Source organism: Nanchangia anserum, from assembly GCF_015240065.1.
Taxonomy (GTDB): Bacteria; Actinomycetota; Actinomycetes; order Actinomycetales; family Actinomycetaceae; genus Nanchangia; species Nanchangia anserum.
Map to the genome: position 1 here is coordinate 178,221 of NZ_CP060506.1, position 13,580 is coordinate 191,800.

The window sequence follows — 13,580 nt, forward strand, 5'->3', positions numbered from 1 at the left end:
TCCATGAACCAAACGCGTCACGTGCAGCCGGCCCAACCATAACCGGCTGTGACTAGAACCGGACTCGACACCTAGTCTAGCCCATATTTGTGTGCGTGTGCGTGTTCAGGCGCGCGTGTTCCACCGTTTGGGTGTGTTCATGGGTAGCAGCAGCCGCCTTGTGGCCTTCCACATCATTGAACGGGGCACCCTCGTGGGCACCCATCGCCACATTCACCCGATGATTCACCCCAGGCCGCAGCGGCGACGATTCGCCGCGATAGCGCTCACTATCGGGCGGGACCATCGAGGCCTTAACCGCGAGGGCACCGACCATAGCCTCACCAGCTACCTCACGCCCATCTCGACGCGCGCTCCCATCGCGTGAGGCCCGCTCGGGCTCGCGCTCAGTGTGGGCCGCCTCCTCTGCCGGTTGCTCTTCATTAAGAGTATTACTCTTAACCGACTCACTGGCCTGGCTAGCCTTCCGCGTCTTCTCCTCTTCTTCCGCCACCTTGTCCGTGGTGTGGGTGGAGTGATCGTGCTCGTCGACGACGGGGCCTTCCTGAGCCGCCTTCGCCGTCTTCGCCTTGCCCGTGGCGTCCTTCTTCACCCGCGGCGTCCCCATTGACGGGGTTGGCGGTCTCGTATTCTTTAGCGGCGGTATCGAAACGCTCCCGCCACTGCCTAGCCGCCTCCCGATCGCTCTTCTCAATCGTGTTAAAGACCTTGTCCCACTCCTCACGCGACCCACCAGCCGCCACATGCGCGCGGCCTTGTTCGAGCAAATCGCCTAACTCATCCCCGGCGGCTATCTCCTTAGCCACCTCGGGGTCATTGAGCTTCTTCATCGCGGCCTCGACCTTGCGGCGCAGCCCGGCAGTCATGCGCTCCCCACGCTTGGTCTGCCTATCGGCTCTCGCCTCGGCAGCTTTAAGCGCGTTCTCCTCACGCCTGGCCCGCTCCCTGGCCCACGCCAGTTCAGTCAACACCGAATACGCCACGTGACTTGTCCGGTTGACCGCTTCGGTAACCGTCGCGGTAGCCTCACCAACACTCGTCGATGCCTCATCCGTGCTATGTCCATCCATGCTTAATCTCTCCTCACCCTCGCCCCTTTGTTAGGGCTGGCCAATCCTGATTCCCTCACGCGGGGTAAACGACACCGGCCCCGCGCCCCCATCCACCTCTGCCTCTACAACGGGGATCGGGTTGAGACGGCGAGCAGGCTTCTGGCCAACCTCGCCACCATAGGGACGCGACCAATAGGGGACCGTGTTAACCAACAACGGCTCCTCACCAGATGCCAACATCACCATGTAGCCACGCGGGATAGCCGCCAAGTCCGCGGCACTGAAAATGTCTTCCTTCGACACCTGCCGCGAACTCGACACACCCGGGGAGTGTGCCGAGGTTGACACCGAGACGTGTTGAGTCCAAAACTCCCCAACCAGTTGCGACAGGCTCCGCAAGAACTCGACCTCAGACGAACCCCCGCCATAACACTTCGTTGTCGCCGCCGACCACATCGCATCCATCGACTCCTTACCCCACACATTGCGACCTTGGGCATAGGACTGAAGGATCGTGGCCAACACGATGCCACGCGAGCCATAGTGGGAATACATCTTCGGCAACGCACCCCACCGGCACACGTTCGCCGCCTCATCGAGTACCGCATATAACGGCACATCCAGACGCCCATGAGGTAGTGTCGCCGCGATCGTCTCGGCTGTACGCGTCACCGCGACAGTAAGCGCCGTAATGTATTGCGGACACTCCTTCGCCGAGTTCTCCGCCGACAACATGAACAACGTCTGCGGACGCCGCACCTGGCCGGGGATAAGTTGGCACCCGAGCGCACGAACGCCTCAATATCGAACGCCTCACGCCCAGGACTAGGCCTGATCCAATCCGTGATCTCATCAAACAAGAACACGTTGGCAAACGATGAGGCCTCCCCGAAGTAGCCATCACGCTGTTGTGGGTTGGTCTGATAGATCCCGCGCAAATACCGTTCCAACCCCATATCCCCGCTCTCACGCAAGATGCGCAGCGGGGTTTGATCCGATTGGTCCGCTAACCAGTCACGCACCGCGTCAATACCCGCCCCCGAGCGCGAGGCGGCCAGGAACAGGCCGGCCAACAGGTTACGGCCCATCTCGCGGAAAAATCCCGCGTTCGTCGCATCGCCCCCACCCGGTTTGCAATCCATGAACACCGTCGCGATCTCCATCGCGCGTTCAGCAGAGTTGATATAGCCGATCATGTCCCAATACCACGTCGGCGGCTCACCCGAGATCCCTTGCGGATCAAACACCCACACCCGCCCACGCTTGGCCCGAATCGCGCGCGGCAGATCGACAATGTCGCGCTTATTCGAGGTAGCCAACACCGACCCGGGCGCTTCACAAATCATCGGGACCGCTAGCGACGTCGTCTTGCCCACACGCGGCCCACAAATCGCCAATAGACCATCCTCGCAGTCCATATAGACCTTCTCGCGTGACTTCACGGTCTCTGCCAACCAAAACCCCGAAGACGACGCATCCAACCCAAAGCGTGCCCCCTTAGCGACCACTTGGGTAAAGGACACACGCGAGGCCGGGGTCACCTCACCCATCAAGTCCGCCGCCCGCTCCATACGGGTACGTTGATGCTTCTTCGCCCGCGCCACCCTTCGCCGCCGCCGCGACACCACCCACAACACACCTGTACTGACACAAAAGAGTGCGAGGATGCCTTCGCACACACTGGCCTGCCACACCCACGGCACCCCGCCACTAAGAGCGGCGAATATGAAACCGGGTACCGAGTCGAAGGTGTAGCCAGCCCAGGCCAGGCCCAGGCGCCACGGCACCAACACGACCAGGGCGATTAAGAGTACAACCGCTAACACAATGAGGGCGGCATAAGACTCTAGGCCCCGACTCGCCCGCCGGGAGCGTTCCGTATCCACGCTAGCCACGGCGGTGTCTCGCGCTCGTCGTGTTCGACCAACGCTTATTCGTATCGTTGAGCGCGAGTTCGGCTTGGGTGAGACGAACTTGGAAGGGGATACCGGGGCGCTCACCAACCTTGATAAGGAACTTTCCCCGCCCAGGCGGGGGAGCATCGTGGCCTAGATCGTTATTCCATGAGGGCGGATTCGTCCACGACGCCAGCGTGGCTTGTTCCTTACCCGACATCGGCACCACCGACGTCAACTGTGGCATTTCATTAGCCGGCAGCCCGCCAGAGATCACCATGCCCGAGCGCTCAACGAACCCGCACGCCTTCATCCGGTCCTCCTCATTGGGTAGCGCCATGAGGTCCTTCATCGTGTGGGTACACATCGCCTGCCCCACCCCACGCGTGCGATTAAGCCGGGTCAACTCATCAATACGATCCACCATGCCCTGCCCAGCCCGCAGGATCCGCCACAACTCGTCCATAACAATGAAGTAGTGGCGTTGAGGCATAAGCGAGGCGTCTTGGAGGACTTGGGCGAGATTGACTTGGGCAAACCCATAGGACCAACACGTCAACAACACCGCCCCCAACACGTCGTTAGACTGCCGATCCAGATCAGACACGTCGAAGACGACGGGGCGGTCTAGACGCATCGGTGTGGTTGTGTGATGGCCAAACAATTGCGCCCACCGATCCGTCAACAGGGCCAACAATGACGCCTGTAACTGATCCGTGGCGGCCCGATAGGCCCGAGCATCCCCACGCGAGAGTGCCACCGCGTCGCAGGCGTCAGGGTGAGAATCAATCACCGCCACCACATCAGACAGCAGCGGTGTTCCACTCCCGCGCGTATTCCACACATCGAGGGCACGCGAGATAATCGCTTCCTCGCGATCACTCACCGGTTGGTTACGCCGCACCACCTGTAACAGGGCCAACACCATCTGGAGTTGACGTGCCTTGCCTTCACCGATCAGTGCTTCACGCTCACGCCCACTTAACTTCCCGGCCACCGCGTCAACGTCGCCCACATCGAGCGGGTTTAACACGTCGCGGCCAGACCCCAGCGAGATCACCTGGCCACCCAGGGCACGCACCAAGTCCACATAGTCCGGTTTGGTATCGCCCAAGATTAGCGGTAGCGTCCCAAACGCCGACAACCCCAGGCACATGCGCCTCAACAGGGTGGATTTACCCAGGCCGGGACGGCCCAGCACGAACGCGGAGGGGTTAGAGATCAAGTTCGCGGATTCAAACCACGTAATAGGGTCACAACACACCGTCGACCCGTCCCCAGTCTGACCCAACGGGACACCGTGGGCCGGTGCACCCAAGCCTGTTGCGAACGGCCACAACCCACACGCTTGCACTGTGGTTGCTCGCCACTTCGGTACATCAGTCATAAATGACGCCCGGCCACTCCACGCACCACCCCATCCCATGCGTGGCGGTGTTGCCGCGTCCTCAGCACGCCGAGCCGCCCGCTTAGCCGCTTCCTCGGCACGCCTGGCCTCGGCTTGGCGTTGGGCATAGGTCGATACCGAACGATGAGCACCACGGCGGGACTTGCGAAGCCTCATCACATCAACTCCTTCAACTTCGCCGGCGCCCAGTCATAACGGGCAGGCACCACACCCAGGGGCAGCGACACCAAGAACGCGGAATCTTGATGGCCCCAACACCGGCGTAGCCGCAGCTTGGCTGAGGCCGCTAACCCATCCACCGCGGCACTAATCGGCTCGAAATCACCATCGAACACATCCGTGACCGTCACCAACATGCCGAAATCGACCAGGCCGGCGCCGCGGGCTTCCTCACTAGCCGTCTTATACGCATCGGCTTGTTGCTTACGCTCACGCTCACTCGCACGTTGCGTACCGCGCACACGTTGATCCGCGCTACGGATGTTCTCTTCAACCAGTTTCGCGGTTTGCGCCGCAGAGATTGGCGTATAAAGCATCGTGACGCGTTTGCGACGCATGGAGTGATGAGGGGCCAACAAGTGTTCGAGCACTGATGAACGCACGATCCCGCGCGGGGCACCCGACATCTCCCACGTCACCGAGCGTGCCCCCTCATGGAGGTAACAGTCCCACTGGGCAGCCGCCCCAATCGCGCCCGCATCATTCCACGACACATCCACGCGTTGACCCAACGCATCCGCCTCAGCAAAAACGCCGCGGAATCTGGGTCATAAGACTGGCGAATAATCCTGGCTAGGCGCGGGGCAGTCACCAGCGAAATACCGCCAGCCCCACACCCGTTCAACCCCGCAGCCAAACCCGGCACACGCGAGGCAATCTCACGCGCGAGCTCACTACGCTTTTGATGCTCACCCGACCACGTCAATGTCACATAAGCCGAGGTTGTGGCCGCGCCTTCGGGATAGGTAGCCATCACGTCTTCCATCGTCGCCACAGCCGCCGCGGGTGCAGCCTCAGATAGGCGCGGCACGATGTTGTTACGCAACCGCTCACCCATATCCGGGGCAGACTCGACCACTACCGAGGCACCAATGAGGTTAGGTTCGTACCCCAAATCGGCTAAGAACGCACCCCACACGGCCACACGCTGATCCACCACGCCCGCATCAACTAGGTCATTACCTTCTGGGGCCGTCTCGAATACCACCGAGAACGCGTTAACCCGCTTATGCTCGATCAACACGAAATCGGCACCGCTACCGGTTTGGCAGTCCCACAGCTCGATCGCTGTTCCCGCCCCGGGCAGTTGCGCCGCCCCACGGGCCTTCTCGTTCAACAACCCACCCACGAACGCGCTCTCGCGTCGCGTCTTGGCCCTAAACCATGCCATACGAATTCCTAACAGTGTTGGAAGCTTGTGTCCGCCCTCTGGCTCGTACTGGATCAGAGCGGTCGCCAGTGCGGTAACAGTAAAACCGGTAAACAACCCCATGAGGCCGAACGCCATATTGGCCACAACCGACACGACAAGCCCGCCAATCATCACCACGGTAGCCAGAGCAGAAAACCGCCCCAACACCGCGCTACGGGCCTGATGCCAGTTGCCGTAACCAACTTCGCTTTGATACTTCACACCCACACCCGCCTATGCGCTTTGAGCACCCGAGGGACCGGTCTCGTCCGAAGAACCCTCAGCGGTAGCCCCATTAACGCCCTCAGACACGGCCTGGCCGGCCTGGGCAACCCCTTGAGCGCCCTGAATCAGGCCGCCAGCCACGTTCCCGGCAGCAAGGTTCACCCCGGCACCCGCAAACGACCCCGCCGCACCCGCGGCAGAAGCCCCCACAGACGCACTAGACCCACCCTGGCTACCACCGGCGTGATCTTGCGGGCGGGCAGTTTCGGACTGATGTTCCTTCAAGCCCGCACGCGTACCCGCGTCACGGCTACCACTAGCACCAGACTCACCAGCACTACCCGAACCAGAATCAGACCCACCAGAGCCACCACCCCGGCCACTAGAAGCACTAGAGTCTGCCCCGGCCTTACCAGACTTGCCACCCGAGCCAGACCCGCCAGAGCCAGAAGACCCACCAGAAGCACGCTTAGCCCCAAGAGCGACTTGCGCGCCACCAGCAACAACCGCCAGACCCCCACCAAGGATCGCCCCAGGCTTAACCGGCATTTGGGAACCCACCGCACCCGCGGCAGGCACCAACAACTTCACCAACGCCGGTAAAGACATAGACGCCGACATCAACATGGCGAACCCAATCATGCCCGCCATAGCAGCCGACAGCGGTTTCCCGCTAGCGTCTTGGAGATCGCTTGAACTCGACAGCGTTACCGCAGTAACAAGCAACAAGGCCGCTACCGGCTTGAATACGCCCCACGCCAACACCCACTGGACCAACCGCCCGGCCCACTCTTTGCCGAACCCGGTCAAGTAAGCCGACGCCATCAACGGGCCAGCCGCCACCAAAATAATCAAGAATCCATAACGGAAACCCATATACAAGTTCAGTGTGAACCCGGCAATAACCAAGAAGAACGACATGATGCCCCGCACGAAGTCGTCGGGGCCGGGGAGGTCATCAAAGATGTCGAAAAGCGTTTCAAGGATGCCGTGGCTCGTCGGGTTTCCTTCCGCGTCGCGTTCCCACCCCCACGTGATGAGGCGGGCCGTTTCCGAAATCGACTTGAAAACATCGTCAGATCCAACGCCGCTAGCCTTGATGAACCCCATCGTGACCAGGTCACACATCGACAAGAACGCCGCGACAAGACCCGCCCACATCGAAGAGAAGAACAAGAACAGCGCCAGCCCCTTAGCCAGCTCAGCAACGTTGTTGCGCCCCAGCGACAGTGTCATGCGTGCACCAAACGCCATCAGGGCACCCCGAAGACGACGCCACCAATCCACGACAGCGGGCCCGAAACTAGATGAAAGATCTCATTACCAGTACCAGTCGTAAACGACAGCGACGGTGTGGCCAAGGCCGTATCAAACACCGTCTTATACAGGTATGAGGCAGCCGCCGTGATTGGCTGGCTCAGCTTGTCGTATAGACTCGCCTTCTCTTCCTTGTCGTCATTCTCGTTCGAGTCCTCGTCAGCATTCTTCTCCGCATCAGACCCAGCCTTGCTAGCCGACGAATCCGACTTCTCATCCTTAGACTCCTTGGAGTCCTTAGACGTCTTAGAGTCTTTAGCCTCTTTAGAGTCCTTGCCCTTCTTCGCACCGGTAGTGCCCTTAGCGTCCTTATCGGACTTACCGCCAGCGCGAAGCTCCTCCATCTCTTCGGCCTTCGACTTCTGTTGCGAACCCCTATTCATCAAGGGATTGTTTTGCTCGGCCCTCTCCATCGCCGCCGCGAAATCAACCGGCTCCGATAGATACTTCGGATCCAGAACGGCCCCGCCTTGCTCGCCAGGCGGCGGCGTGGGGGCGGCTAAGGCAGGCTGAGCCACCATCACGCCACCCCACACCACCGCCGTGACCGTGAGTAGCCGTACCAGCACCGCGCCCAGGCCAGGGCGCTTCATCCACGTGTGCCTCATCGCGCCTACTCCCAATCAGGCGGGTTAACACCAGTGGGATAGAACCCGCCCAGTTTGTCGAGGTCATCTTGGGTGACCGGGCGGATGTTCTCTTCCCAGTCTCCCTCGGCGTTGTACATGTACCAATCGCCCTTCCACCACACAACGTGGTGAGTAATCATCTTCCAATTACCGTTAGGGAACGCCGCCACCGTCATCACTCGATAGTGATTGTCGCTATATTTCTCGCTTCTCACCCACGGCACCGCCACGGACTCCATACCCGCAGCAAGCTTGCGCTCAGATGAATCACTAAACCTCTGCAGAACCCGCATCGAGCCTTTACCCGTGAAACGCTGTCGATACGTCTTAACCCGCCACGGCGACTCCCACAGGGCCGTCCAGTTGATAGCCGCCAACGTCGCACCCTTGGGCGTGTGCGCGTAACAGGTAGGGAAACGATCATTAACACGACCAGGCCCGTGACCTTCCGCGCTCGCCATCGGCGACAAATACGCCTCCCAGTCCCACTGGAGCCAGTATTCAGGCGGGCCGCCAGTTTGATCCGCATCAGAGAGACCACACAAGGACTCCGAATCATCCCCAGCCAACGTCGCGCCCTCATCAAACTCCGACGACGCCGAAGCTGCCTCGCCTTCGTTAGCGTTGCTATCCCTAGTCAAGGCGTGCCAGGTAAGAACCCCCAACGCGCACACCACGCAAACAACCACGCACGCAATCAGCCAACGCGGAACCGCCACCAACTTAGCCACTGCCCGACTCCTTCACACTCGCACTCGCGCCTACTTGACGAAGTAGGACACAATGCTAACGGGAGTGGAAATCAAGACGAGGCCGCCAAAAATCATAAGCAGCTTCTCCATACCGTTCTCACCGCCATTGTGGCGCCTCCACATCAGCGTGGCCCCCAGACCCATCAAGCCCACAACCGCGAGGGCCGCACACACCCACTGGAGCATGTTCAACAGCTCCGAGATCTTTTCGGCCCCCGGCGGGGGCGTCGGGTGGATGTCGAGATCAAAGTCAGCAAAGACCGGCATAGCCGCGTGCACGACATCCCCACCAAGCATCACCGCATCATGTAGCCACATATGAACCGCCTCCAATCGAGAAACAACCTTCCCCACTAGAGCGACACGTGCGCACACCACCACAACAAGACGACACATCAAACAGCTTGAGAGGACAAAGAAGAGGCACCGTGAGACCCAACGCCGCCACCATAGAAGTCATCGGCCCCAACCGGGTTAACCTCACATGGGCAGGTACCACGCTCCCACGCACCCTGCCCGAAGCCCTCACCACTCTTGCCGACGCCGCCAGAGCCAAAGCCCGCACCATCACCTGCACCTGGCTAGAATCCGGCACAAAACACTGGCTCACCATCGACGAAGACCAAATCATCGGTATCCGCCACAACCGCCCCACACGCCGCCGCTACAAGTCCCACGCCGGCGACAAAGACCTCACCCTCGCAGCCTTCATCGACCACTACACACCCCACACACCCGCACCACCCCCAGCCCTACCCGCACCCACACAGGCGAACCCCGCCGACTGGCTCGATCAACTCGGCATCACACCCACACCCGTACACACCCCACACGCAGACAAAAGCCAGCCGATACAGCAAAGCGGGCAAAGCCAGCCACACCAGCCGGCACAGCCAGAAACCCCCACACCACCAGGGCAAACAAGCCCGCAAGCAACACCCAACCAGGACAGCCCGACCATGCCAGCCAAGCCAGCCAAGCCAGACGGGTCCGTGTTCGTTAACGCTAATACCGCAAACGACCACACACCCCCACCCGAAGGCGACCCGAGCGAAGGCGACAACAAGGGCGAGGGCGAATGGGGGATCGACTACGAACGCATGAGCGCCGACATCAAAGCAGGCCGCGCCCAACCCCTCCTCGACGCCATCACCGCCTACTTCCTTAACGACATCCACACGCGCGAGAACAAGCAGGAACAGAGTCTATGAGCCACCAACTCAACGTCGAGTTCACCCGCACCTACTACACGCCCTCCCTCACCACACCACCACCAAACGCACCCATGTACGGCATTGACGCCGTACATGACGCACCAGAAGGCACGTGGTGGCAAACCACGCTCACCACCTACACAACCGGATGGACCCGCGAACTAGCCGCACCATCCCTAGACAATCTCGTCGAAAGCTCCACCGACTACGCCCTCACCACCACCGGGCGCCCCGACGAAGACCCCACCACGCTCTACACCCACTCACTAGAAGAAACCCGCAACCTCGCCCTAGCCACAGGAAAGAACACATGGGCCTACCACACCCTGACCACATCATGCCCGTGGCACCAACTCCCACCCGTGACACACCTCACGCAATAACCCCGACACACCCGCCTATCTGGGGTCACTATGTGACCCCAGATCGACACCAACCAAAACCTAAAACGTGACATGCGACACCCACCAGTGAGCGAGATGGACTGGGCGAAACCGCCAACATACGGGCGGCCCCCTCTACAAACGCAACAGCTACAGACAACCTGAGAGAAGGTACCCAATGAGAACGAAGACCCGCCCCGGCCATGGGGCAAGCGACATCAGAAGCCGGGAAGAAGCACAGTATGTGGACGACACGTCCAATGATGGTGGAGAACTGACGCTTAACGACGTCGCTGATTTGGGTAGCTTTGCGCTATTTGTGCTCCTTATTGTCCTCGCAGTAGTGGCTTGGCGGTTTGAGGCGGCAGCTTGCTCTCAGGCGCAAGCAGATGAAGCGCCCGTAGTGAAGGCAGCAGCAGCCGATATGGCGGCGCTGTCCGATGCGACGAGGAGCGCCCGGGCGGCTATTGATACCTGTGCGGGGCATAGCTGTCCCTATGGTGAGGAAAAGCATCTACGTGAGCTGGTCATGCAAGCCCAGGAATTCTTAAAAACACCTGTAGAGCAAGCAGAGGGCGGGGCAGACGATATCAAGGCAAACACTGAGCGGCTGCGCAAGACGAGCGCGCAAGCGGTCAAGCTGACCAAGGAACTGACACAGTCGACAAAGGCGCTGGAGTCCTCAGCAAGCGGCTAAGCCGCCTCAGACGCTAACGATCGCATCCAGGTCTAGGCGCGCCCCGTCGCGCGCGCTATACTGCAACTAAACGGGCAGGCCGCCGGGTGGTAGCCGACGACCTGCCGTGGTGGGTTGCTACTTGCACGCCTGGATAACAGACGCGACAGCAGCAACGGCTACAGCGATTGCCTCGATGATTGGCGCTGCGTTTTCGACTAGCAGGCGCCGCATCGAGGTTTCGCTTTCGCGTGGGGTCTTTTTCTTACCCACCAACCTCACCTCCCTTCCGCACTCGACGGTCTGACTACTTTGCAGGTGGTGTGACCGTGGTGTGGCTTGGGAGAGCCGCCACCCATCCTAACGCCTCACCCCTCACACCGGTGTGAGGCAGGCAGACGGGCCCCAACATGCGGGGACGGGTAAGGGAGACGGGAATCGCGTCCAGGTCTAGGCGTGCCCCGTTGCGCGCGCTATACTGCAACTAATCAGACGGGCCGCCGGTTGCAGCCGACGACCCGTCCTAGGCGGGTTACCTACCTAAGCGCTTCGATGAGAAACGCGACGGCGGTAATGGCTACCGCGATGGCCCTGATGATCGGCGCTGTGTTTTCGATGATTACGCGCCACATCGGGGCTTCGCTATTCCGCGAGGCCTTTTTCTTACCCACCAACCTCACCCCCTTTCCGCACTCACCGGTCCAGCTACCTCATAGACGGTGTGACCGTGGCGCGGCTCCGGGGAGCCACAGGCAAGTCTAGCGCCTCGCCACTGGCGACGATATGAGGCAGGCAGACAGGCCCCGGCGTACGCGGACGGGCAGGGAGAGCGTGGGGATCGTGTGCCGGTCTAGGCACGGCCCGCCTGGCGGGCTATACTGGAATAGATCGGACGGGCCGCCGGATGCATCCCGACGACCCGCCCTAAGTGGGTCACCTAGACAGTGCTGCGATTGCTTGAATCAGCAACGCTGTTGAGGTGATGACTGTCGCGATGGCCTCGATGATTGGCGCCAGGTTCTTGATGATCAGGCGCGTCATCGAGGCTTCGCTTTTCCGTGAAGTCTCTTTTTTCCCCACTGACTTCACCCCCTTTCCCGCACTCACCGGTCGGACTGTTTTTCAAGCGGTGTGACCGTGGCGCGGCTCAAGGGGAGCCACCAACCAGTCTAGCGGCTAGCGCTACCAAGCAAGAACGCCCTAGAGATAGACCAAGCGGGCCCCGACGATACTGTCGGGACCCGCTTGAGTCTTGTGTGTGCTAGTTGGCCTAGTGAGGTTTACCAGCACGGGATAGGCCAGGAATTGCCTTCCGTATCGCCCTCGAAACAGTACTCGTGCTTACCCCCATCAGTGGGAATCCGGTACGACCCATCAGGGTTGGCCTCATGCCACTTCGTGACACCACCAGAACCACTGTTCGTGCCCGATTGCGGGGCAGGCGCGGGGGCCGCACCCCCGCCACCGTTGTTCGTGCGTGTAGAACGCTTAGCCGACCCGTTAGCCGACGTGCCCGAACGCTTCTGGCCAGTCACACCAGACTTATTCGATGTCGCACCCGTGCCACCACTCGTGGCGGGGGCTGACTCGGCAGGGGTAGTCTCGACCGGCTTGTCCTTCACCGTGGCGTTGAAAGCTTCTACCGCGGCAGCGACCTTGCCCGACGCCTTCGTCAGATCCGTAGTCGAGGCCGACAGTTTCGCGGTTTGCGCCTTCAACGCTTGCGCGTCCGTCTTATCGACTTTGACCCCGCGCGTCTTCTTCGCATCCTCGACCAGTTTCGCCGCGTCGACTGTGGCCTTGTCCAGTTCCGTGCGCTTGGTCGCGTCGAAGTCTTTGCCCTCAGCCGCGCTCACCGCCTGGCTAGCCTTGGTGAGACTGTCTTCGAGCTTGCTTTGGGCCTGTTCATTCGCTCTGACCTGGCCAGCCCAAGCGTGCTCGGCAGCTTGGGTAGCCTTCTGGGCCTTATCGGCTTGCCACCACCAGGCCCCACCAAGAGCCAACACGATCACCACGACCAGGCCAACAACAGCCGCGATCTTGCCACCACGCCCCTTCTTCACCGTGGCCTCACTCGACTCAGATTGCCCCACCACCGGGGTGTCCTCACTCCACATGTTCATCGCTTCCTTCCTTTTCGATAGGGACACGCATCATCTCCACCACGCGGCTTCGATGTGCTTGATTTTCAGTATTGCGCCTACCGCATACCTTTTGGACGGGCTTATCCCTGCCCGGGCAGTCTCCCGCGCGGCAGCCGCACGGGTTCCGCGGCGAAGGCCTGCCCGCCATTGAGGTCATCCTCAATGCGGCCAACCTGTGCCGATACGGCCTCACACACCCACACCGACCACGACACCCCACGCGGGGCACCATGGCGCAAATACGCCTGACGCGCACGCGTCAACAACGATTCAGGCACCCTAATAGTCAGCTTGCGCGAGGCCTGCGTCACCGGTGTTGCCGCGACCGCCTCACCAGCTTGGCCCGCCCCGCCAGCTTGGCCAGCAATACCAGCCTTGCTGACTTGGCCCGCCTCGCCACCCATGCCAGCCGGGCCAGTCTCGCCAGGCCCGGTTAGGGCGTGTCCGGTAGGTGAGTGCGTTACCGGGGACAAC

14 protein-coding genes and 1 pseudogene are annotated in these 13,580 nt (G+C 60.9%); 3 read left to right on the top strand and 12 right to left on the bottom strand.

What is annotated here, in order from left to right; all coding sequences use genetic code 11:
- Positions 1 to 458: 458 nt before the first annotated feature.
- The 9 genes and pseudogenes from H8R18_RS00725 to H8R18_RS00770 form a co-directional block, all read right to left on the bottom strand.
- The gene (locus H8R18_RS00725; protein WP_194189300.1) at positions 459 to 1,070 is read right to left on the bottom strand and encodes a hypothetical protein; all 612 of its coding nucleotides are present in this window, start codon (positions 1,068 to 1,070) and stop codon (positions 459 to 461) included.
- Positions 1,071 to 1,100: 30 nt separating this feature from the next.
- Entirely contained in the window at positions 1,101 to 1,724 is a 624-nt protein-coding gene (locus tag H8R18_RS00730; protein ID WP_227712823.1) for a TraG/TraD/VirD4 family protein, read from the bottom strand.
- Positions 1,721 to 2,506, bottom strand: a complete 786-nt coding sequence (locus H8R18_RS00735) for a type IV secretory system conjugative DNA transfer family protein (protein WP_227712824.1) — start codon at positions 2,504 to 2,506, stop codon at positions 1,721 to 1,723. The genes H8R18_RS00730 and H8R18_RS00735 overlap by 4 nt, the downstream gene beginning before the upstream one ends.
- 433 nt (positions 2,507 to 2,939) lie before the next feature.
- Positions 2,940 to 4,061, bottom strand: coding sequence for an ATP/GTP-binding protein (locus H8R18_RS00740; protein WP_194189303.1), 1,122 nt, complete (start codon positions 4,059 to 4,061; stop codon positions 2,940 to 2,942).
- A gap of 449 nt (positions 4,062 to 4,510) precedes the next feature.
- Positions 4,511 to 5,994 (bottom strand): annotated as a pseudogene (locus H8R18_RS00750) (SCO6880 family protein).
- Positions 5,995 to 6,000: 6 nt separating this feature from the next.
- Complete coding sequence (locus tag H8R18_RS00755) at positions 6,001 to 7,227, bottom strand: hypothetical protein (protein ID WP_194189306.1); 1,227 nt, start codon at positions 7,225 to 7,227, stop codon at positions 6,001 to 6,003.
- 17 nt (positions 7,228 to 7,244) lie between these two features.
- Positions 7,245 to 7,916, bottom strand: a complete 672-nt coding sequence (locus H8R18_RS00760) for a hypothetical protein (protein ID WP_194189307.1) — start codon at positions 7,914 to 7,916, stop codon at positions 7,245 to 7,247.
- 5 nt (positions 7,917 to 7,921) lie between these two features.
- On the bottom strand, positions 7,922 to 8,668 hold the full coding sequence (locus H8R18_RS00765) for a DUF8175 domain-containg protein (protein ID WP_191071797.1): 747 nt from the start codon (positions 8,666 to 8,668) through the stop codon (positions 7,922 to 7,924).
- Positions 8,669 to 8,698: 30 nt separating this feature from the next.
- Complete coding sequence (locus H8R18_RS00770) at positions 8,699 to 9,007, bottom strand: hypothetical protein (RefSeq protein ID WP_191071798.1); 309 nt, start codon at positions 9,005 to 9,007, stop codon at positions 8,699 to 8,701.
- A gap of 110 nt (positions 9,008 to 9,117) precedes the next feature.
- On the opposite strand from H8R18_RS00770, the gene H8R18_RS00775 reads away from it, so the two are divergent.
- From H8R18_RS00775 to H8R18_RS00785, 3 genes are all read left to right on the top strand, one after another.
- Positions 9,118 to 9,900 (top strand): hypothetical protein, encoded by a 783-nt coding sequence (locus H8R18_RS00775; protein WP_191071799.1) that lies wholly within the window; start codon positions 9,118 to 9,120, stop codon positions 9,898 to 9,900.
- The gene (locus tag H8R18_RS00780) at positions 9,897 to 10,286 is read left to right on the top strand and encodes a hypothetical protein (protein WP_191071800.1); all 390 of its coding nucleotides are present in this window, start codon (positions 9,897 to 9,899) and stop codon (positions 10,284 to 10,286) included. Before H8R18_RS00775 ends, H8R18_RS00780 begins: the two co-directional genes overlap by 4 nt.
- 178 nt (positions 10,287 to 10,464) lie before the next feature.
- Positions 10,465 to 10,983 carry a hypothetical protein gene (locus H8R18_RS00785; protein WP_191071801.1) on the top strand — a complete coding sequence of 173 codons (519 nt, stop codon included), beginning with the start codon at positions 10,465 to 10,467 and terminating at the stop codon, positions 10,981 to 10,983.
- Between the two features lie 912 nt (positions 10,984 to 11,895).
- Here the strand turns inward: H8R18_RS00785 and H8R18_RS00790 are convergent.
- The 3 genes from H8R18_RS00790 to H8R18_RS00800 all read right to left on the bottom strand — a co-directional run bounded on the left by H8R18_RS00790 (position 11,896) and on the right by H8R18_RS00800 (position 13,384).
- Entirely contained in the window at positions 11,896 to 12,069 is a 174-nt protein-coding gene (locus tag H8R18_RS00790) for a hypothetical protein (RefSeq protein ID WP_191071802.1), read from the bottom strand.
- A 173-nt stretch (positions 12,070 to 12,242) separates the two neighbouring features.
- Positions 12,243 to 13,085: an ATP synthase subunit B family protein gene (locus tag H8R18_RS00795; RefSeq protein ID WP_191071803.1), complete on the bottom strand. Its 843-nt coding sequence runs from the start codon at positions 13,083 to 13,085 to the stop codon at positions 12,243 to 12,245.
- A gap of 101 nt (positions 13,086 to 13,186) precedes the next feature.
- Positions 13,187 to 13,384: a hypothetical protein gene (locus H8R18_RS00800; protein ID WP_194189308.1), complete on the bottom strand. Its 198-nt coding sequence runs from the start codon at positions 13,382 to 13,384 to the stop codon at positions 13,187 to 13,189.
- Between the last annotated feature and the right edge of the window lie 196 nt (positions 13,385 to 13,580).